The organism is Saccharopolyspora gregorii, assembly GCF_024734405.1.
Classification (GTDB): Bacteria; Actinomycetota; Actinomycetes; order Mycobacteriales; family Pseudonocardiaceae; genus Saccharopolyspora_C; species Saccharopolyspora_C gregorii.
Map to the genome: position 1 here is coordinate 1,423,933 of NZ_CP059556.1, position 18,167 is coordinate 1,442,099.

18 protein-coding genes and 1 riboswitch are annotated in these 18,167 nt (G+C 74.1%); of the genes, 12 read left to right on the forward strand and 6 right to left on the reverse strand.

Features of this window, described 5'->3' with window-relative positions; genetic code table 11:
* Window positions 1–293 precede the first annotated feature (293 nt).
* Window positions 294–1,355 carry a sensor histidine kinase gene (locus H1226_RS06210; protein ID WP_258347804.1) on the forward strand — a complete coding sequence of 354 codons (1,062 nt, stop codon included), beginning with the start codon at window positions 294–296 and terminating at the stop codon, window positions 1,353–1,355.
* Between the two features lie 49 nt (window positions 1,356–1,404).
* Window positions 1,405–2,070 carry a response regulator gene (locus H1226_RS06215; RefSeq protein ID WP_224956816.1) on the forward strand — a complete coding sequence of 222 codons (666 nt, stop codon included), beginning with the start codon at window positions 1,405–1,407 and terminating at the stop codon, window positions 2,068–2,070.
* Window positions 2,071–2,101: 31 nt separating this feature from the next.
* Here H1226_RS06215 and H1226_RS06220 read toward each other — a convergent pair whose 3' ends face one another.
* Window positions 2,102–2,746, reverse strand: a complete 645-nt coding sequence (locus H1226_RS06220) for a response regulator (protein WP_224956815.1) — start codon at window positions 2,744–2,746, stop codon at window positions 2,102–2,104.
* Window positions 2,747–2,834: 88 nt separating this feature from the next.
* A complete protein-coding gene (locus tag H1226_RS06225; protein WP_225044732.1) occupies window positions 2,835–4,067 on the reverse strand; it encodes a sensor histidine kinase in 1,233 nt (410 codons plus the stop codon).
* Window positions 4,068–4,294: 227 nt separating this feature from the next.
* Here H1226_RS06225 and H1226_RS06230 point away from each other — a divergent pair, with 227 nt between their 5' ends.
* Complete coding sequence (locus tag H1226_RS06230) at window positions 4,295–4,615, forward strand: PLD nuclease N-terminal domain-containing protein (RefSeq protein WP_258347807.1); 321 nt, start codon at window positions 4,295–4,297, stop codon at window positions 4,613–4,615.
* Between the two features lie 154 nt (window positions 4,616–4,769).
* On the opposite strand, the gene H1226_RS06235 is transcribed toward H1226_RS06230, so the two are convergent.
* The 3 genes from H1226_RS06235 to H1226_RS06245 form a co-directional block, all read right to left on the reverse strand.
* Window positions 4,770–5,876 (reverse strand): VanZ family protein, encoded by a 1,107-nt coding sequence (locus H1226_RS06235; protein ID WP_258347809.1) that lies wholly within the window; start codon window positions 5,874–5,876, stop codon window positions 4,770–4,772.
* A gap of 19 nt (window positions 5,877–5,895) precedes the next feature.
* Entirely contained in the window at window positions 5,896–6,441 is a 546-nt protein-coding gene (locus tag H1226_RS06240) for a YbhB/YbcL family Raf kinase inhibitor-like protein (protein ID WP_258347811.1), read from the reverse strand.
* A 152-nt stretch (window positions 6,442–6,593) separates the two neighbouring features.
* Entirely contained in the window at window positions 6,594–6,716 is a 123-nt protein-coding gene (locus tag H1226_RS06245; protein ID WP_258347813.1) for a hypothetical protein, read from the reverse strand.
* Between the two features lie 245 nt (window positions 6,717–6,961).
* Between H1226_RS06245 and H1226_RS06250 the strand changes: the two genes are divergently transcribed.
* The 3 genes from H1226_RS06250 to H1226_RS06260 all read left to right on the forward strand — a co-directional run bounded on the left by H1226_RS06250 (window position 6,962) and on the right by H1226_RS06260 (window position 9,013).
* The gene (locus H1226_RS06250; RefSeq protein WP_224956811.1) at window positions 6,962–7,768 is read left to right on the forward strand and encodes a helix-turn-helix domain-containing protein; all 807 of its coding nucleotides are present in this window, start codon (window positions 6,962–6,964) and stop codon (window positions 7,766–7,768) included.
* A gap of 66 nt (window positions 7,769–7,834) precedes the next feature.
* Complete coding sequence (locus tag H1226_RS06255) at window positions 7,835–8,014, forward strand: hypothetical protein (RefSeq protein WP_258347815.1); 180 nt, start codon at window positions 7,835–7,837, stop codon at window positions 8,012–8,014.
* Window positions 8,015–8,188: 174 nt separating this feature from the next.
* Window positions 8,189–9,013, forward strand: coding sequence for a S1 family peptidase (locus tag H1226_RS06260; protein ID WP_258347816.1), 825 nt, complete (start codon window positions 8,189–8,191; stop codon window positions 9,011–9,013).
* Window positions 9,014–9,086: 73 nt separating this feature from the next.
* On the opposite strand, the gene H1226_RS06265 is transcribed toward H1226_RS06260, so the two are convergent.
* On the reverse strand, window positions 9,087–9,713 hold the full coding sequence (locus H1226_RS06265; protein WP_224956808.1) for a LysE family translocator: 627 nt from the start codon (window positions 9,711–9,713) through the stop codon (window positions 9,087–9,089).
* 303 nt (window positions 9,714–10,016) lie between these two features.
* On the opposite strand from H1226_RS06265, the gene H1226_RS06270 reads away from it, so the two are divergent.
* From H1226_RS06270 to H1226_RS06295, 6 genes are all read left to right on the forward strand, one after another.
* Complete coding sequence (locus tag H1226_RS06270; RefSeq protein ID WP_258347819.1) at window positions 10,017–10,796, forward strand: S1 family peptidase; 780 nt, start codon at window positions 10,017–10,019, stop codon at window positions 10,794–10,796.
* 188 nt (window positions 10,797–10,984) lie between these two features.
* A complete protein-coding gene (locus tag H1226_RS06275; RefSeq protein ID WP_224956804.1) occupies window positions 10,985–11,452 on the forward strand; it encodes a GNAT family N-acetyltransferase in 468 nt (155 codons plus the stop codon).
* A 69-nt stretch (window positions 11,453–11,521) separates the two neighbouring features.
* A riboswitch (cobalamin riboswitch) is annotated at window positions 11,522–11,650 on the forward strand.
* A 58-nt stretch (window positions 11,651–11,708) separates the two neighbouring features.
* Complete coding sequence (locus H1226_RS06280) at window positions 11,709–13,856, forward strand: putative cobaltochelatase (protein WP_258347821.1); 2,148 nt, start codon at window positions 11,709–11,711, stop codon at window positions 13,854–13,856.
* A 458-nt stretch (window positions 13,857–14,314) separates the two neighbouring features.
* Complete coding sequence (gene cobO / locus H1226_RS06285) at window positions 14,315–14,929, forward strand: cob(I)yrinic acid a,c-diamide adenosyltransferase (RefSeq protein WP_224963240.1); 615 nt, start codon at window positions 14,315–14,317, stop codon at window positions 14,927–14,929.
* Entirely contained in the window at window positions 14,926–16,317 is a 1,392-nt protein-coding gene (locus H1226_RS06290; protein ID WP_224963244.1) for a cobyrinate a,c-diamide synthase, read from the forward strand. Before cobO ends, H1226_RS06290 begins: the two co-directional genes overlap by 4 nt.
* 190 nt (window positions 16,318–16,507) lie before the next feature.
* Window positions 16,508–18,091 carry a cobalt-precorrin-4/precorrin-4 C(11)-methyltransferase gene (locus tag H1226_RS06295; protein ID WP_258347823.1) on the forward strand — a complete coding sequence of 528 codons (1,584 nt, stop codon included), beginning with the start codon at window positions 16,508–16,510 and terminating at the stop codon, window positions 18,089–18,091.
* Window positions 18,092–18,167 lie beyond the last annotated feature (76 nt).

Below are 18,167 nucleotides of genomic sequence, written 5' to 3' on the forward strand. Positions count from 1 at the left end.
GAGCACCACCCCGGAACTCCCCGGAAGGCCGGTCCAGCACACGAATTCGCGGCAGAACCCGCGAGATCGGCGAGACCGGCTCGCCGCCGCGTTGCGCCACCCGCAGCAACCCGCACCGCCGCGCGGACCGCCCGCACCGCCTCGCGGCGGGGCCCGGCGGGCGGGCGGTTAGGTTCCCGTGGTGGACGGAGCACGGTGGGCGGCGCTGCCGCAGCGGTACCCGCGGATCGCCGACGCGGTGCTCGCGGTCTTCGTCACCTACCTGGCGCTGCTGGGCACGTCCCCCGGGCGACGTGCTCGACAGCGGCGATCCCGGGCCGGTCGCCCACACCGCGGCCGTGCTCGGCGGCGCGCCACTGGCGCTGCGCAGGCGGTACCCGGTGCTCGTGCTGGCCGTGGTCGCGGCGGCGCTGTGCGTGTTCTACAGCACCGGCTGCAAGACCTCGCTCGGGCTGCTCGGGCCGCTCGTCGCCATCTACACCGTCGGCGTCCACCACCCGCTGACGCGCTCCGCGCCGCTCACCGCGGCAGGCGTCCTCGTCATCAGCAGCGGTGCCGTCGCGGGCCTCGCCCACTTCCGGTGGACCACCGACCTGTTCGCCGGGCTGCTGTTCGGCAGCACCCAGGCGGTGATCGCGCTCGCGCTCGGCCAGGCGATCCGGATCCGCGGCAGGCAGGCCGAACGGCTCCGGCACGAACGCGACCTGGAAGCCGAGCGCGCCGTCACCGAAGAACGGATGCGCATCGCGCACGAACTGCACGACGTCGTCGCCCACCACCTGTCCGTGGTGGCCGTGCAGGCCAGCCTCGCCCGCTACGTGCTCGACTCCGACCTGGAGACCGCCCGCGAAGCGCTCGGGACCATCTCGGCCACCACCTCCAGCTCGCTCGACGAGCTCGGCAGGCTGCTGCGCGTGCTGCGGCCCAGCCTCGAAGAACCGCCCGGCGGCGGCACCCGGTTCCTGCCGCAACCCGGTCTCGACGAACTACCGGTGCTGCTCGAACGGGTCCGCTCGTCCGGGGTACCGGTTGAACTGCGGGTCGAAGGGGAACCGCGGGCGCTGTCGCCCGGTGCCGAGCTGTGCGCCTACCGCGTCGTGCAGGAGGCCCTCACCAACGTGCTCAAGCACGCGCCCACCGCCACCGCCGAAGTCCACGTGCACCACCACCCCGACGCGGTGACCGTGCGGATCCGGGACCACGGCGCACCGCCCCCGAAGAACCGCAAGCCCTCCGGGCACGGTTTGATCGGCATGTGCGAACGGGCGAAGATGTACGGCGGCAGCGTGGAGACCGGACGTCGTCCCGAAGGCGGCTTCCAAGTGGTGCTGCGCATCCCGCGCGCCGAGAGCTGACCGGCCGCGCACCGGGCCGCCGGGTGCCGATCGGCCGGGGGAGCACCGCATGATCCGCGTGCTCGTCGTCGACGACCAGGACCTGCTGCGCGCCGCGTTCGCCGCGCTGCTGCGCGCCACCGACGGCATCGACGTCGTCGGTGAGGCCGCCAACGGACGCGAAGCCGTCGACCTCGCCGCGCGGCTGCGGCCCGACGTGGTGCTGATGGACCTGCGGCTGCCCGAGGTGGACGGGGTGCGCGCCACCGAGCTCATCCTCGACGCCGCCGAACCACCGCGGCCCGGGATCCTGGTGCTCACCGTCTTCGACCTCGACGACTACGTGTACGCGGCGCTGCGGGCCGGGGCCTCCGGGTTCCTGCTCAAGGACAGCCCGCCGGAAACGCTGCTCACCGGGGTGCGCACCGTCGCCGACGGCGGAATGCTGTTCGGCCCCACCATCACCCGGCGGCTCGTGGAGACCTACATGCGGGTGCCGCCGCCCGGCTCCGGGATCCCCGTCCAGCTGTCCGGCCTCACCCAGCGGGAACTGGCCGTGCTGCGGCTCATCGCCACCGGCGCCACCAACGCCGAGATCGCGGAGCACCTGGTGCTCAGCGAGGGCACGGTGAAGACGCACGTGAACCGGGCCATGACGAAGCTCGGGGTGTCCAGCCGGGCGCAGGCCGTGGTCGTCGCCTACGAATCCGGGCTGGTCGTCCCCCGGCGGCGCTGACCGCCGCCGCGCGCCGCTCGTCCGGCCGGGTTCAGACCAGGCCGGCGTCGTGGGTGACGATCGCGACCTGGGTGCGGTTCGCGGCGCCGAGCTTGCCCATGATCCGGCCGAGGTGGACCTTCACCGTGGACGGGCTCATGTACAGGTGCGCGGCGATCTCCGCGTTGCTCAGGCCCTGCGCCACCGAGACCGCCACCTCCCGCTCGCGCGGGGTCAGCTGGTCGATCCTCCGGCGCGCGTCCGAGTTCTCCTTGCCCGCCGCGAACGCGCCGAGCAGCCGCTTGGTGATCCGCGGCGAGAGCATCGCCTCCCCGGAGGCCACCGTGTGCACCGCCGCCGCCAGCTCCCGCGGCGGGGTGTCCTTGAGCAGGAACCCGGACGCCCCCGCCTGCAGCGCGGCGTGCACGTACTCGTCCACGTCGAACGTCGTGAGCACCAGCACCGCGGGCGGATCCGGCAGCGCGGCGACCCGCTTGGTCACCTCCAGGCCGTCGACCCGCGGCATCTGGATGTCGGTGACCACCACGTCCGGGCGGTGCTTCGCGATCAGCTCCACCACCCCCGAACCGTCGGCGGCCTCCGCGGCCACCTCGATGCCCGGGTCGGATTCGAGGATGAGCCGGATCCCGCCGCGCACCAGTTCCTCGTCCTCCAGCAGGACCACCCTGATGCCCACGTGACTCCCCCGTGCCCGACTGCGTTGCCGGGCCCACGGTATCCAAGTCCGGTCCGCACCGGATCACGGTGTCCCGGGACCGGGCGCGTCAGGACGCGGCGGCGGGCTCCAGCACCGGGAACTCCGCCCGCACCCGGTAGCCGTCCTCGTCGGTGCGGCCCACCTGCAAGGTGCCGCCGGCGAGGGTGACCCGCTCGCGCATGCCGATCAGGCCGTAGCCGGAGCCCTCCACCACCGTGGTGCCCGTGCCGCGCGCGTTCACCACCTCCACCGCGAGCCCGTCCGGCCCGACGGCGACCGACGCGCGCACCGGCGAACCGGGGGCGTGCTTGCCCGCGTTCGTCAAGGCCTCCTGCACCACCCGGTAGGCGGCGCGGCCGACGGCGGTGGAGGCCTCCGGCAGCTCCGCCGGCATGTCCAGCGTGATGTCCGCGCCCGCCGCCACCGAATCCGCGACCAGCTCGCGCACCCCCTCCAAGGTGGGGGCCGCGTGGTCGCCGCCCGGGTTCTCGGCGTCGTCGCGCAGCGCGCGCAGCATCTCCCGCAGCTCGCTGAGCGCGGCCGAGCTCGACACCCGGATCACCTCGGCGACCTGCTCGGTGCGCTCGTCCGCGGCGGTCATCGTGAGCGCGCCCGCCTGCAGCGAGATGACGCTGACCCGGTGCGCCACCACGTCGTGCATCTCGCGGGCGATGCGGCGGCGTTCGGCGCCGACCGCGCGCTCCGCCAGCAGGTCCCGCTCCCGCTCGGCCTGCACCGCCCGCTCCCGCAGCGAGCGCAGCAGGTCCCGGCGCTGGTACAGCCACAAGCCCAGCAGCGTCGGCATCCCGACGAAGCCGGTCAGCATCGCGCCCAACCCCAGCAGCACGCCCAGCATGCCGCTCGACCACAGGCTCTCGTTGGCCATGAGCAGCATGCGGGTCAGCTGCGCCACCGCGACGATCGCCGCCGCGCCCCAGGTGGAGGCGACCGGGCCGCGCTGCTTCGCCATCGTGTACAGCGCGATCACGACGGCCATGCTCTGGTCCGCCGTCCCGGACAGCACCGAGATGGCGGCCGCCGCCAGCACCGCGATCCACGGGAAGCGCCTGCGCACCAGCAGTCCGGCGAACAGCACCGCGTTCGCCGGTACCAGCACCCACTGCTGCCAGATCTCCGGATCGTCGGGCATGGCCACCGCCGCCACCGCGATCAGCAGATCGAGCAGCAGGGATCTGAACTTGCCGTCCCACCAGGCCAGCCGGCTGGCCCACTTCCCTCGTTCGCGCACCCGACCACGGTAGGCGTCGTCTTCGTCGTCCGGCACCAGGTGTCCGATCATGCTGCTCCTCTCCGGTGACGAGGTTGGCCGACGGGCTCCGCCGATCGCGTCCCGCTTCCGGTCAGGGCGGCGTACTACTTCGGGCCAAGTCGGGACGAGCCGGTTCGACGACGTGCGCGGGCCTCCTCGCGGCGCACCATGGATCTCGTCGGCGAACGGCGGAAGTCGAGCCGGCGGGCACCGCGACCGCGGTCCGCTCCCGAAGCACTCCCGGAAGGACGAATCCGATGTTGAAGTCCGAGGTCACCCGTTCCCTCGCCCAGACCGCCGCCGAGCAGCCCTCGCAGGTGTGGGGCTGGGTGGTGCTGGCGGTCGGCGCGCTGATCGCGCTCGGCCTGGCCGCGCTGGTCATCGGCGCGCTGGTGAGCTTGTACCGCGCCGAGGCGGACGGCACGACGAAGGCGGTGTGGGTGCTGATCGTCGTGATGGCGCCGCTGCTGGGCGCGGCCCTGTGGTTCGTGATCGGCCGCTCCCAGGCCCGCAAGAACGCGCTCCGGCCGGCGGAGGGCCCGGCGCCGCGGCTGGACGGCGACCAGGCCACCGCGTGACCGCCCGCGGCCACGACCGCGCCGCCGCTGCGCGCGCTCCCCGGCTCCGGGGACGCGGGGGACCGGCGGCGCAGCGGTCGTCCGGGGCTCCGCGGGAGCGGCGTTCACCGTCCGAAGTGGACCGCGCGGCCCCCGTCGTCGAGCGGGCGGCGGATCAGCGGTCGGTCGCGGTGAGCGCGCGGGCGTCCACCAGCTCGGTGCCCGCGACCTTCCCGCTCAACCCGCGGCACCGCGCGCTGCGCGGCACGGCCAGCGCGTGCACCGCGCACCACACCACCGCGACCGGGAGCCCCGCCACGGGCCACAGCACCGCGAGCACGCCCTCGACGAGGGCCAGACCGCCCAGGCCCACCAGCCAGCGCCGCAGCACCGCGCGCCACCCGGGGCGCCGCCCGTCGACGACGACGCGCAGCAGCACCGCGTGCTGGCCGAGCGAGCTGCCGCGCCCCGCCGCGGTGGCGATCAGGAGCAGCACGGCGGGCGCGAACCACAGCGCCGCCGCCTCCGACCAGGCCTGCGCCGCGACGGGCGGCCGCACCTCGGCGACCCGCAGCAGCAGGTCCGCGCCGCGGGCCAGCGCCAGGCCCAGCCACCACAGCAGCAGCAGGTCGCAGAGCATCCCCAGCAACCGGCGGTAGCTCCCGACCGGCCGCGGCTCCCCGGACCCGGCGGCGCCGCGCTGACCGGGGACCAGCCGCAGCACCGGTGCCAGCAGCGCCCCCAGCACCGCGCCCGAGGTGTTCGCGATCAGGTCGTCCACGTCGAACAGCCGGTACGGGCACGGGTACAGGAACCAGATCCCGGTGAGCTGGGTGAGCTCCACCGCCAGCGACACCATGAACCCGGCGAGCGCGGTGCCGCCGAAGCCCTCCCGCAGCAGGTAGCGCACGAACATGCCCAGCGGCACGAACAGCAGCACGTTGAACCCGAACTGCTGCACCGCGGGATCCGCGACCAGCCCGGTCAGCTCGGTCAGGCCGCCGGGCCGCCGGACCTCGTCGAACCCGGCGAAGGGCCGCCACTGCGGCCGCAGGTCGCCGAACGCCTCGCAGAACCCGGGGCCGATCGGCGGCAGCGGCACCAGCACGTACGCCACCAGGCCGAGCGCGTAGAGCACCGCGGCCACGAACAGCAGCAGCGCGCCGGGCCGCAGCTCGCCGCGCTTGCGGTGCTCGCGGGCCACGTAGGGCACGAACAGCAGCACCACCAGCGCCACCGCCACCAGGACGGCGGCCACCGCGGGCAGCACCCGGATGCTCACCGGGACCTCCTGGTGGCGGTCAGTGCGCGTAGGTGGTGGACAGCACCGCGCGGCCCAGGACGTGGCCGAGCGCGGTGAAGTTGACGACCGCGGGCGTCACCTGGTCGTTCAGCCCCAGCGTGGGCACGTCCAGCGCGAGCACCGCGAACAGGTAGCGGTGCGGCCGGTCTCCGGGCGGCGGCGCGGCGCCCGCGTAGGCGCGCTCGCCGAGGTCGTTCGGCACCTGGAACGCGCCGGCGGGCACGCCCGAGCCCGTGGCGGAACCGGCGTCGGTGGCCAGCTCGGTCACCGCGGCGGGCACGTCCACCAGCGTCCAGTGCCAGAACCCGCCCGGGATCGGGGCGTCCGGGTCGAAGCAGGTGACCACGAAGCTCTGCGTCCCGGCGGGGAAGCCCTCCCAGCTCAGCTGCGGGGAGCGGTTCCCGCCGCCCGCTCCCATCCCGCTGTGGACGTGCGCGAGGTCCAGCTGCTCGTCGGCGGCGACGTCCTTGGAGGTGAGCGTGAACGCGGGGACCTCGGGCAGCAGCGAGTACGGGTCCGGGTCGATCGGGCGTTGCAGGCTCATTCGTCTCCTCCTCGGCGGGCGCGGCGGGGTCGGACGATCTTCGGGATCGTCCGGTCGCAGCCTAGTGGGGCCTGCGCGGGCACGTGCGCGGCCTCGCGCGCGGGGCGATCCGCGCCACTCCGTCACCCCCTTGATGCAACCCGTGCAAGCGTTCACTTGATCGAGTTATTGTCGCTGCCCGCCAGGCTCGGGATCATGGTCCGGTGCGCGCCGATCTCCACGTCGGCGACCGCGGTCGAGCGGATCCGGGACAATTTCGGGCGGACGTCCCACAACGACGATGACCGGTTCTTCGAGCGGCTACCGGAAACCGCTCGGAAGCCGAATGCGAGAATCGGTCGGCCGGATTCGGAACAGCAGGGGAAACCGCCCCCGAAACCGGTGGTGGACCTGTCCAATGCGCCGTCGTCGCCGGTACCGGAAAAGTCCGGGTTCCGCCGATGCCGGCCCAGGGATGTCGATGCTGGGGGATAGCGCAGTCATGCCGGGAAATCGCCACACTTCGGTCCGTTCGCGCCAGGTGGCCGCGGAACTCCGCCGCCACCGCGAGCGCGCCGGGCTCAGCTGCACGGCGGCGGGGGCCCGGCTGGGCGTCTCGGGCAGCAAGATCAGCCGGATCGAGACCGGCGCCAGCGGGGTGCAGCTCGACGACGTCACCGCGCTGCTGCGGCTCTACCAGGTGGGGGAGCGGGAGCGCACCGCGCTGGTGGAGCTGGCGCGCAACGCGGGCCGCTCCGCCTGGTGGCAGCGGCCGTCCGCGGCCCCCGCCCGCTGGCGGGATTTCCTCGACTACGAGAGCAAAGCGGTCCGGATGCACAGTTTCGAACCGATGCTGATCCCGGGCCTGCTGCAGACCGCGGAATACGCGCGGGCCGTCATCTCGGGGATGGAACCCGGGCGTTGCGAGGACGAACTGGACGATCTGATCGCGACCCGGATGGCGCGGCAGATCATTCTGAGCCGTTCCCGCGCGCCGTTGTTCCACGCGGTGCTGGAGGAATCCGCGTTGCGCCGCCCGATCGGCGGCCGGGGGGTGATGAAGCGGCAGCTGCTGCACCTGCTGGTGATGATGGAATCCGATCACGTCTGCCTGCGAGTGGTGCCGCGTTCCGTGGGCGCCTATCCGGGATTGCAGGGGTCATTCCTTCTTCTGGAATATGACGGAGAGCCGGACGTGGTGTACGTGGAGAACCAGCACGGTCCCGCATTCCTGGATTCCGAGCGGACCGTGAGTTCCTACCGGGAGGTGCTGCGGGACATCGTGCGGCTCGCCCACGCCCCCGACGCGGCGGGCGACCTGATCCGCGAGGTCCTCGCCGAGCACTGACCGCGCTCGTGCGCCGGAAATCCGCTCCGCCGCCGGTTCGCGCGGCGCCGGGACTACGCCGGTCCGGTGATCTTCTCCGTCGCGCGGGTGACTCCGAACCGGCTGCGGCGGGCCGAGGAGATGGGCGCCGAAGGGGGGACGGGTGATCCGGTGGAACTGCTGGAGCGGGTCGCCGCCGTGGCCCGCAGGCTGCGCGAACACCGGCCGGTGCCGCCCGTGCGACCGTCCGAAGTGGACTTGGTCTGATGCTGCCGCCGAGCGGTTTTCTCCCGATGCATCACCTGATCAGGTAACGACGTTCGGCCGTTGTGGACGATGACCGGGCCGTGATCGGCTCCCTCCGCGACACTGGCACGAGCCGGAGGCGGGCCGGTCACCCCGACCGCGCCGCAGGGGCTCCGGGGGATGGAGAGCAGCGGGATGACACGCACACGGCGGACCCACACCCGGTGGTGGTCGGCAGCCGGAACACTCGCCGCGGCCGCGCTGGCCACTGTCGCGATCACGACCCCCGCCGGGGCCGGGACCGCCGCCGACGAGCCCGCCGCCGCGCCGATCAGCACCCGGATCGTCGGCGGCGAGTACGCCAGCACCAGCGAGTACCCGTGGGTCGTGTACCTCACCGACTCGGCGGGCAACCAGTTCTGCGGCGGCACCATCGCGGCCGCGAACAAGGTCATCACCGCCGCGCACTGCGTCACCGGGGGTGCGCCGCCGGAGATCACCGTCGTCTCCGGCCGCGACGACAAGAACAGCGACGAGGGCACCGAGACCGCCGTCCGGGACGTGTGGGTGCACCCCGACTTCCAGAACGCCAGCAGCGGTGCCGACGTCGCCGTGCTCACGCTGGACCGCGACGTCACCGCGACCCCGCTGCCCATCGCGACGGCGGGCGACCTCCCCGAGTACCGGCCGGGCGGAGCCACCACCGTCCTGGGCTGGGGGACCACCACCGAAGGCGGCTCGCCGTCCAGCACGCTCCGCCAGGCGCACCCGCCGATCACCAGCGACCAGGACTGCAGCCGCGCCTACGGCGGGCAGTACGACCCGCGAGGCCAGGTGTGCGCCGGGCTCCCCGGAGGCGGGGAGGACAGCTGCCAGGGCGACTCCGGCGGACCGCTCGTGGCCGGGGACAAGCTGATCGGCATCGTGTCCTGGGGCAACGGCTGCGCCCGCCCCGGCCAGCCCGGCGTCTACACGAGGCTCGGCGCCTACCACGACGAAGTCCAGGCCCAGCTCCGCTGATCCCCCCCCACCACCGAGGCGCACGGCCCGTTCGACCGCACCGCGCGGTCGAGCGGGCCGTTCTGCTGCGGGGTCAGGCCGCGACGAGACCCGCGGAGATGGTGAGGAAGGCCGCCGCGCTGATCACGTCCAGGGAGCGGGCGAAGCGCGGGCGGCGCAGCCGGTCGGCGATGCGGGCCGCGCCCAGCACGATGGTGACCTCCCAGATCGCCGCCAGCACCAGGAACACCGCGCCCAGCAGCACCAGTTGCAGCGTCGGGTTCGCCGCCGAACCCACGAACTGCGGCAGGAAGGCCAGGCTGAACAGCAGCATCTTCGGGTTCGTGATGTTGCTCAGCAGGCCCTGCCAGAACGGCCGGGTCGTGGCGCCGCCTCCGGAGAGGCCGTCGCCGGTCTCGGCGCGGGTGAGCCACAACCCGCGCACGATCATCGCGGCGAGGTACACCAGGTACGCGGCGCCGGCCCACTTCAGCGCCGCCAGCACCGCCGGGTGGCTGGTGATCACCGCGCCGAGCCCGCAGATCACCAGCGCCACCTGCAGGATGCTCGCCGCGTGGATGCCCGCCAGCGCTCGCAGCCCGGCGCCGATCCCCTGCCGCAGCGACGTCCGCAAGATCAGGAACGCGTCCACCCCGGGCGTCAGCACCACCACTGCGCTGGCGAGCAGGAACGCCGGCAGGGTCGTGGGGTCCAGCAGCATGACGAGTTCGCTCCTTGCCTGGTCGACGCGCGCGCGGAGGCGCCGGTGAGCGCGCGGCCCACTGGTCGAGGTTTCACCGGATCGGGGGTGATCTCGGTTCCGCGTCGTCGCGGGCACCGGAGATCTTGACTGAGTGGGCGGGACGAACCACCTCTGCCGAAGCAGTGTTCCGAATTTTTTCCCGCCTAAGTCCATCTTAACGAAAAATTATCATGAGCCGATGTGAGCTCGCCCTCGTCATCCCGGCGTGATCGGGCCGCTACCGTGTGCCGCCGAACGACGCCGCACGTCCAGGAGGCAGCCGTGCCCGACCGATCCAGCCCGCTCGCCCGGATCGCCGCCGGAGGCGCTGCCGCCGCCACCGCGGCCACCGCCGCGCTCGCCGCACCGGCCGCCGCCGACCCCGCGCAGGAACGCGTGCTCGGCGGCACCGACGAACGCGCGGCGCCCTGGGTGGTCGCGCTCACCGACCAGGCCGGGCGCCAGTTCTGCGGCGGCACCCTCGTCACCGAGATCAAGGTGGTCACCGCCGCGCACTGCGTGGACGGCCACGACGCGGCGGAGCTGCGCGCCGTCACCGGCCGCCCCGACCTGCGCACCACCGGCGGCGCCGACACGCCCGTCGGCGACGTCTGGGTGCATCCCGAGTTCCGCGACGTCACCGGCGGGCACGACGTGGCGGTGCTGACGCTGGCCGCACCGGTGCGCGAACGACCGCTGCCGATGGCCGGGGCCGACGAGACCGCCCGCTACCGGCCCGGCACCCCGGCGCGGGTGCACGGCTGGGGGCGCACCACCGAGAACGGGCCCACCTCGGCGACGCTGCAGTCCGTCGAGGTGCCGATCAGCGCGGACGCCGACTGCCGCGCCGCCTACCCGGGCTACGAGCCGGGGACGCGGGTCTGCGCGGGCCCGCCCGAAGGCGGCCGGGACGCGTGCGCCGGGGACTCCGGCGGACCGCTCGTCGCCGACGGCAGGCTGATCGGCGTCGTCTCCTACGGCACTGGCTGCGGACGTCCCGGAACACCCGGCGTGTACACCCGGATCTCCGGGGTCGCCGACGACGTCGCCGCGCGGCTCTGAACCCGGCGTCCCGCACCGCGGGACGGGCCGGTGCCGCCCGGTGCTCGCGCCGCGGCGGTGCACCGGTCGCCGTGCGCAGCACCGACCCGCTCCGAGGCCCGCGCGCCCGGGCGCGCGGGACGTGGTGTGCGCTACTTCCACCGCAGGTGACCCCGGGTGTCGTAGCCGGAATGTGATATCCCGTTGGGGTGACCCTGCAACCGCTCGCCACCGCCGTCCACCGCGCCTACACGGCCGACCTCGACGCCGAGGACTTCTACCGCATGCTCCGCTTGCGCGTGGACGTGTTCGTGGTCGAGCAGCAGTGCGCCTACCCGGAACTGGACGGCCGGGACCTGGAGACCACCACCAGGCACTTCTGGATCGACTCCGCCGACGGCTACGTGCTCGGCTACCTGCGCCTGCTCGAAGACCCCGACGGCACCTTCCGCATCGGCCGCGTCGCCACCGCCAAGGACGCCCGCGGCCTCGGGCTCGGGCGCAAGCTGATGCGCGCCGCGCTCGCCGAGATCCAGCGCGCGCCGGCGACGCTGTCCGCGCAGACCTACGCGCTGGAGTTCTACCGCGGATTCGGGTTCGAACCCTCGGGTGAGGAGTATCTCGAAGACGGCATCCCGCACGTCGACATGCACCGATACCCGGGTTCGCCGCGCTGAGCGAGCCGCGCCGGTTCCTCGCCCGTCGCGGGGATGCGACGATGCTCGCTGGTCCCAGCCAGGGCAGGTCAGGAAACCGGTGCGACACCGGTGCGGTCGGCGCCACTGTGACCGGGGAGCGGATCTCCCCCGCGAGCCACCGGGCGCTGCCGCCTGGGAAGGCCGGAGTTCCGCGCTGATCCGGGAGCCAGGACACTGCCTCGCCCAGGCGCAGCCGACATCGGGGCGTCCGAGACCCGAGGAAGGAACACCTGGCATGACTGCTCCCGCGAGCCCGCGGTACCCGTTCACGGCCGTGGTCGGGCACGACGACATGCGGCTGGCGCTGCTGCTCAACGCGGTGCACCCGCGCATCGGCGGGGTGCTGGTGCGGGGTGAGAAGGGCACCGCGAAGTCGACGGTGGTGCGCGCGCTCGCTTCGCTGCTGCCCGCGCTGGACGTCGTGCCCGGCTGCCGCTTCGGCTGCGAACCGCGGCGACCCGACCCGCGGTGCCCGGACGGCCCGCACGCCGAGGTCTCCGGGACGACACGCCCCGCGGAACTCGTGGAACTTCCGGTCGGCGCCACCGAGGACCGGCTCGTCGGCTCACTCGACCTGGAACGCGCGCTCACCGAAGGCGTCAGCGCCTACCAGCCCGGGCTGCTGGCCGCGGCGCACCGCGGCGTGCTCTACGTGGACGAGGTCAACCTGCTGCACGACCACCTGGTGGACCTGCTGCTGGACGCCGCCGCGATGGGCCGCGCGCACGTGGAGCGGGAAGGCGTGTCGGTGACGCACGCCGCCTCGTTCCTGCTCGTCGGCACCATGAACCCGGAGGAGGGCGAGCTGCGCCCGCAGCTGCTCGACCGGTTCGGCCTCACCGTGCAGGTCGCCGCCTCCCGCGACGTCACCACCCGCACCGAAGTGGTGCGCAGGCGCCTCGCCTTCGAAGCGGACCCGGCCGGCTTCGCCGAGCGGTGGGCCGCCGAGGACGCCGCGCTCGCCCGCCGCATCGCCGACGCCCGGTCCACAGTGGAATCGGTGCGGCTGCCCGACGCCGAGCTGCGGCGGATCTCCGCGCTGTGCGCCGCGTTCGACGTGGACGGGATGCGCGCCGACCTGGTGCTAGCCCGCACCGCCGTGGCGCACGCCGCGTGGCGCGGCGCCGACGAGGTCGCCGAAGCCGACGTGGAGGCCGCGGCCCGGCTCGCGCTGCCGCACCGGCGCCGCCGCGACCCGTTCGACGAACCCGGCGTCGAGGAGGACCAGCTGCAGCAGGCCCTCGAAGACGCCGCCCAGCACGCCGAGCAGGAACCGGCCGACGACCGGAACGCCGGCGACGATCAGGACTCCGCCGACGATCAGGACTCCGGCGACGAACCGCCGGAAGGTCCCGACGACGGCCCCGGCGGAGGCGGTGGTGGGGCGCCCGACGGCGGACCGGACGACGGACCCGACGGGCCCGGTGGCGGCGAAGCCCCCACTCCGCCGGACTCGCCCGCGCCGAACGGCGACGGCGGTTCCCGGCGCGAGGACGGCCCCGGCCAGGCTCCCGCGAACAAGCCCCCGGCCGCGCCCGCGCCCGCGTTCCGCGCCCGGCTGCTCGAAGTCCCCGGCGTCGGCGAAGGCGCCCCCGGCCGGCGGTCCCGCGCCCGCTCCCGCAGCGGGCAGACCGTTCGGGCCTCCACAGTGGACGGTCATGGCGTGCACCTGCCCGCCACCCTGATCGCCGCCGCCCCGCACCAGCGCACCCGCGGCCGCAGCGGCCCCGGCCTCGTGCTGCACCGCGACGACGTCCGGCGCTCCGTCCGCGAAGGACGCGAAGGCAACCTCGTGCTCTTCGCCGTCGACGCCTCCGGCTCCATGGCCGCCCGCGAACGCATGTCCGCCGTCAGCGGCGCCGTGCTCTCGCTGCTGCGCGACGCCTACCAGCGCCGGGACAAGGTCGGCGTGGTCACCTTCCGCGGCGACCAGGCCGAACTCGCGCTGCCGCCCACCTCCTCCGTGGAGATCGCCGCCACCCGGATGCGCGACCTGCGCACCGGCGGCCGCACCCCGCTCGCCACCGGTCTGCTCAAGGTCCACCAGGTCATCGGCACCGAACGCACCCGGGACCCGCGGCGGCGCCCGCTGCTGGTGCTGCTCACCGACGGCAAGGCCACGGTTCCCGCCGGTGACGGCGGAACCGGGCGCGCCCGCGCGAAGCGCGCGGTGCAGGACTCCATGCGCGCCGCCGGACTGCTCGCCGGGCTCGGCGTCGCCTCCGTCGTCGTCGACTGCGAGCAGGGCGTGGTGCGGCTCGGCCTCGCCGCCAAGGTCGCGACCGCGCTCGGCGGGGCCTGCCTCCGGCTCGACGAGCTCTCCGCCGACGCCGTCGCCGGAGTCGTCCGCGCCGCCCGCGGCACCACCGCCGGCGCAGCTTGATTCCGATTCGATTACGACACCGGCCGGGCGGAGTAGGAATATCCCGATGTAGTTGGTAAGGTGTTCTTCGTCCACCTGACCCCCAGGGGTGGACCACGAAGCGCCCTCGCGCTCCCGATGACCCCCAGGTCGGTCGAGCGCGGGGGCGCTTTCTATTGCTTGGGGGGTCGTGGTCGTTTTGCTCGGGGGGCGGGTGGCGGAACCTCAGCTGTTCCCTCGCTGCGGGATCGTTTTCACCGGTGGCTCCGCCACAGGAGAAAACGCTGTCCTCGCGAGGAAACAGCTGAGAACCCGCTGCGGTGCCGGTTGCTCGGGTGGTCGGCAGGTCAGCGGCTTCGCCGCTGAGAGGATCAACTGATCAACTGATCAATCGGTCGACTGGTTGGGGTCGGTCGGTGGTGGTGAGGTCTGCGACAGCGGGGTGGGGTGGTCCTGGGGGTGGCTTAGGGTCTGGGGTCATGCCTCAGGGAAAGCCGAACGTCGTTCCGCAGGACGGTCTCACCACGCGGCAGCGTCGCAACCGTCCGCTGCTGCTCGTGCACACCGGGGAGATGAAGGGCAAGTCCACCAGCGCCTTCGGGCTCGCGCTGCGCGGCTGGAACCAGGGCTGGTCCATCGGGGTGTTCCAGTTCGTGAAGTCGGCGAAGTGGAAGGTCGGCGAGGAGAGCGCGTTCCGCGCCCTGGGCAAGCTGCACGACGAGACCGGTGAAGGCGGCCCCGTCGAATGGCACAAGATGGGCGAAGGCTGGTCCTGGGCCCGCAAGCAGGGCAGCGAAGAGGACCACGCCGCCGCCGCGCTCGAAGGCTGGCGGGAGATCGCCCGCCGCCTCGGCGAGGAACGGCACGGCATGTACGTCCTCGACGAGTTCACCTACCCGCTGCACTGGGGCTGGATCGACGTCGGCGAAGTCGTCCGGACGCTGCGCGACCGGCCCGGCCACCAGCACGTCGTGATCACCGGCCGCAACGCTCCCCAGGAGCTCGTCGACGCCGCCGACCTGGTCCTGGAGACCACGAAGGTCAAGCACCCGATGGACGCCGGGCAGAAGGGCCAGAAGGGCATCGAGTGGTGAGCCCGCGCGTCGTCATCGCCGCGCCCGGCTCGGGGCAGGGCAAGACGACGGTGGCGACCGGTCTGCTCGGCGCGCTGCGCCGCCGGTCGCTGCGGGTCGCGCCGTTCAAGGTCGGCCCCGACTACATCGACCCCGGCTACCACCACGTCGCCTCCGGGCTGCCCGGCCGGAACCTGGACCCGGTGCTGGTGGGGGAGGAGCGGATCGCGCCGCTGTTCCGGCACGGCAGCGCCGGTGCCGACCTGGCCGTCGCCGAAGGCGTGATGGGCCTGTTCGACGGCAAGATCGACGGGCCGGGTCCGGGCGACGAACCGGCCTTCGGCTCCACCGCGCACGTCGCGGGCCTGCTGCGCGCCCCGGTGGTGCTCGTCGTCGACGCGCAGGGGCAGTCGCAGAGCATCGCCGCGCTGCTGCACGGGTTCCGCAGCTTCCAGCCCGGGGTGCGGCTGGCCGGCGTGATCCTCAACCGGGTCGGTTCGCCGCGCCACGAGCAGGTGCTGCGGGACGCGGCGGACTCGGTGGGGCTTCCGGTGCTCGGCGCGCTCGGCCGCACCGGCGGGCTCAGCGTCCCGTCCCGGCACCTCGGGCTGGTCACCGCCACCGAGCACGGCGGCGCCGCCACCGACGCCGTCGAAGCCATGTCGGACGCGGTCGAGTCCGGGGTGGACCTGGACGCGGTGATCGCGCTCGCGCGCAGCGCCCCCGCCCTGGACGGGCCCGCGTGGGACGCCGCCGCCGAAGTGGTGCCCGTCCCGGACCGCCCGGTGATCGCCGTGGCGGGCGGGCCCGCGTTCACCTTCGCCTACACCGAGCACGTCGAACTGCTCACCGCCGCCGGAGCCGAGGTCGCGGTGCTCGACCCGCTGCGCGACGAGGAGCTGCCCGCGGGCACCCGCGGGCTCGTGCTGCCCGGCGGGTTCCCCGAGCAGCACGCCGCGGCGCTGTCCGCGAACTCCGCGCTGCGGGCGGAGATCACCCGGTTCGCGGCCACCGGCGCCCCGATCCACGCCGAGTGCGGCGGGCTGCTGTACCTCGCCGAGGAGCTCGACGGGCATCCGCTGTGCGGGGTGATCCCGGCGCGCGCGGAGATGTCACCGCGGCTCACCCTCGGCTACCGGGATGCCGTCGCCGCCACCGACTCCGCGCTGAGCAGCGCCGGAACCCGGTTCACCGGCCACGAATTCCACCGCACCCGGCTCGAACCGGGCAGCGGCGGGCAGCCCGCCTGGTACTGGCGGGACGGCGCGGCCGTCGCGGAAGGATTCGTGCGCGGCGGGCTGCACGCTTCTTACCTGCACACCCATCCGGCCGGTGCGCCGGAGGCGGTGTCGCGGTTCGTGACCCGCTGTTCCCGGACGGTGACGGGCGGTGCGGGTACGGCCGTGTAGCCCGCCGCGATCAACAGGTACGGTCGTCACCTGTGCGGCCACGGTGGGCGACGGGGTTCCGGTGCCAGCGGACCGGTCGATCCCCCGCCCGACCTGGCCATCGAGCCGGTGCCCCCTCCCTCGGTGTGGTCCGATGTGGACGGTTCGGCGCGGCGAGCCGTACCGGTGACGCGGAAGAGGAGAGCGAACAGTGAGTGGCCGGATCTCGTTCATCGGTGCCGGACCCGGCGCCGCGGACCTCATCACGGTCCGCGCCGCGCGACGCATCGCCGAAGCCGACGTCGTGGTGTGGTCCGCCAGCGTGCTCGCCCCCGAATGCGTGCGGGAGCACGCGAGCCCCGACGCGGAGCTGCTCGACTCCTCCCAGCTCACCCACGAGCAGGCGGTCGAGGTGTACCGCCGCGCCGAGCGGGACGAGCTGCGGGTCGTGCGGCTGCACGCCGGTGACCCGGCGCTGTGGGGTTCCGTGCAGGAGCAGCACGACGCCTGCGCCAAGATGGAGCTGGACGTGGAGATCGTGCCCGGCGTCAACGGCTTCTCCGCCGCCGCCGCGGCCGTCGGCCGCGAGCTGACCACCGCGGACACCGCGCGATCCGTGCTGGTCACCCGCCTCGGCGCCGGGAACCCGGACGCCGAGCAGGTGCGCGAACTGGCGCGGCACCAGGCGACGATGGCGGTGACGCTGCCCGCCTCCCGCGCGGCCCAGCTGGTGGAGGAGCTGCGCGCCGGTGGCTGCGCCGACGAGGTGCCCGTGCTCGTCGCCTACAAGGTGAGCTGGCCGGACGAGGTGCTGCTGAGCACCACCGTCGGCGAGCTGGAGCAGGCGGTGAAGCAGCGCAAGCTGTGGGGCACCGCGCTGTTCCTCGTCGGCAAGGCGCTCGGCGCGAGCGGCCGGTCCCGCGGTTACGGCGAGTCCGGCTACCGCCGGACCGAGACCTCCGGGCGCCGCCGCGGCTACCGGTCGGCGCGGCGGCACGACGCGGCCGAGCGCTCCGGCTCCGACCAGGAGGACGCCCCCGGCTCGCGTGCGGCGTTCCACGTGGGCACCGGCCCCGCCGTCGAGCGCCCGCGGCCCGAACCGGCGGCCGAACCGGCGGCGCCCGCGCCCGACCCGGTGCCCGGGCGCGGTTCCGACGGTGCGACCGCGGTGCCGAACATCGCCTGGTGGGCGGTGCGTGAGTGGCAGGAGGCCGCTCGCGGTGCCGCCCGGGGGCAGGCGCGGCAGCGGCGCACCGAGGACCCGGCGCAGCCGGAGCTGTTCGGCGGCGGGCCGGAAGCCGAGACCGCACCGGCGGCCGCCGCGGCGTCCGAGACCACCGCGGCATCCCCGGAACCCGAGGGCACCGAGGCGCCGGTGCGCGCGGCGGAGACCGCCGCACCGGACCCGGCCACCGCGGACTCCGAAGTGGACGAACCGGCGCGGCCCGCGCTCGCGGTCGTCCGCGACTCCGGTGCCGGGACCGGAGCGGCCGGTTCGTCCGGCAAGGGCGACGAGAGCACCGGATCGGACGGCGGCGCCGAGCCGGCAGCCGCGACCGGCGAGCAGACCGGGACCGCGGGCACCGCGCGCACCTCGGCGGCGGAGACCACCGGCACCCCCCGCGCCACCGCGAAGACCCGCACCCGGGCGAAGTCGCAGACCAAGGCCCAGACGAAGGCCCAGACGAAGGCCCAGACGAAGGCGCAGACGAAGTCGCAGACCAAGACCGCGGGCACCCGGACCCGCACCGGGGGCGCGAAGTCGACCAAGAACAAGGGCGACGCGTCGAGCTGAGCGCGAGCGCATCCCCAGACGTGGCAAGGTGAACCGGGCTCGTGATCCGCGGGTCCGGCCGGTGCAGCGGCGTGGC

Coding starts and splice junctions, on each gene's coding strand:
- H1226_RS06215 (WP_224956816.1), top strand. CDS start 1,405: ATGATCCGCGTGCTCGTCGTCGACGACCAGGACCTGCTGCGCGCCGCG.
- H1226_RS06225 (WP_225044732.1), bottom strand. CDS start 4,067: ATGATCGGACACCTGGTGCCGGACGACGAAGACGACGCCTACCGTGGT.
- H1226_RS06230 (WP_258347807.1), top strand. CDS start 4,295: ATGTTGAAGTCCGAGGTCACCCGTTCCCTCGCCCAGACCGCCGCCGAG.
- H1226_RS06240 (WP_258347811.1), bottom strand. CDS start 6,441: ATGAGCCTGCAACGCCCGATCGACCCGGACCCGTACTCGCTGCTGCCC.
- H1226_RS06260 (WP_258347816.1), top strand. CDS start 8,189: ATGACACGCACACGGCGGACCCACACCCGGTGGTGGTCGGCAGCCGGA.
- H1226_RS06265 (WP_224956808.1), bottom strand. CDS start 9,713: ATGCTGCTGGACCCCACGACCCTGCCGGCGTTCCTGCTCGCCAGCGCA.
- H1226_RS06280 (WP_258347821.1), top strand. CDS start 11,709: ATGACTGCTCCCGCGAGCCCGCGGTACCCGTTCACGGCCGTGGTCGGG.
- cobO (WP_224963240.1), top strand. CDS start 14,315: ATGCCTCAGGGAAAGCCGAACGTCGTTCCGCAGGACGGTCTCACCACG.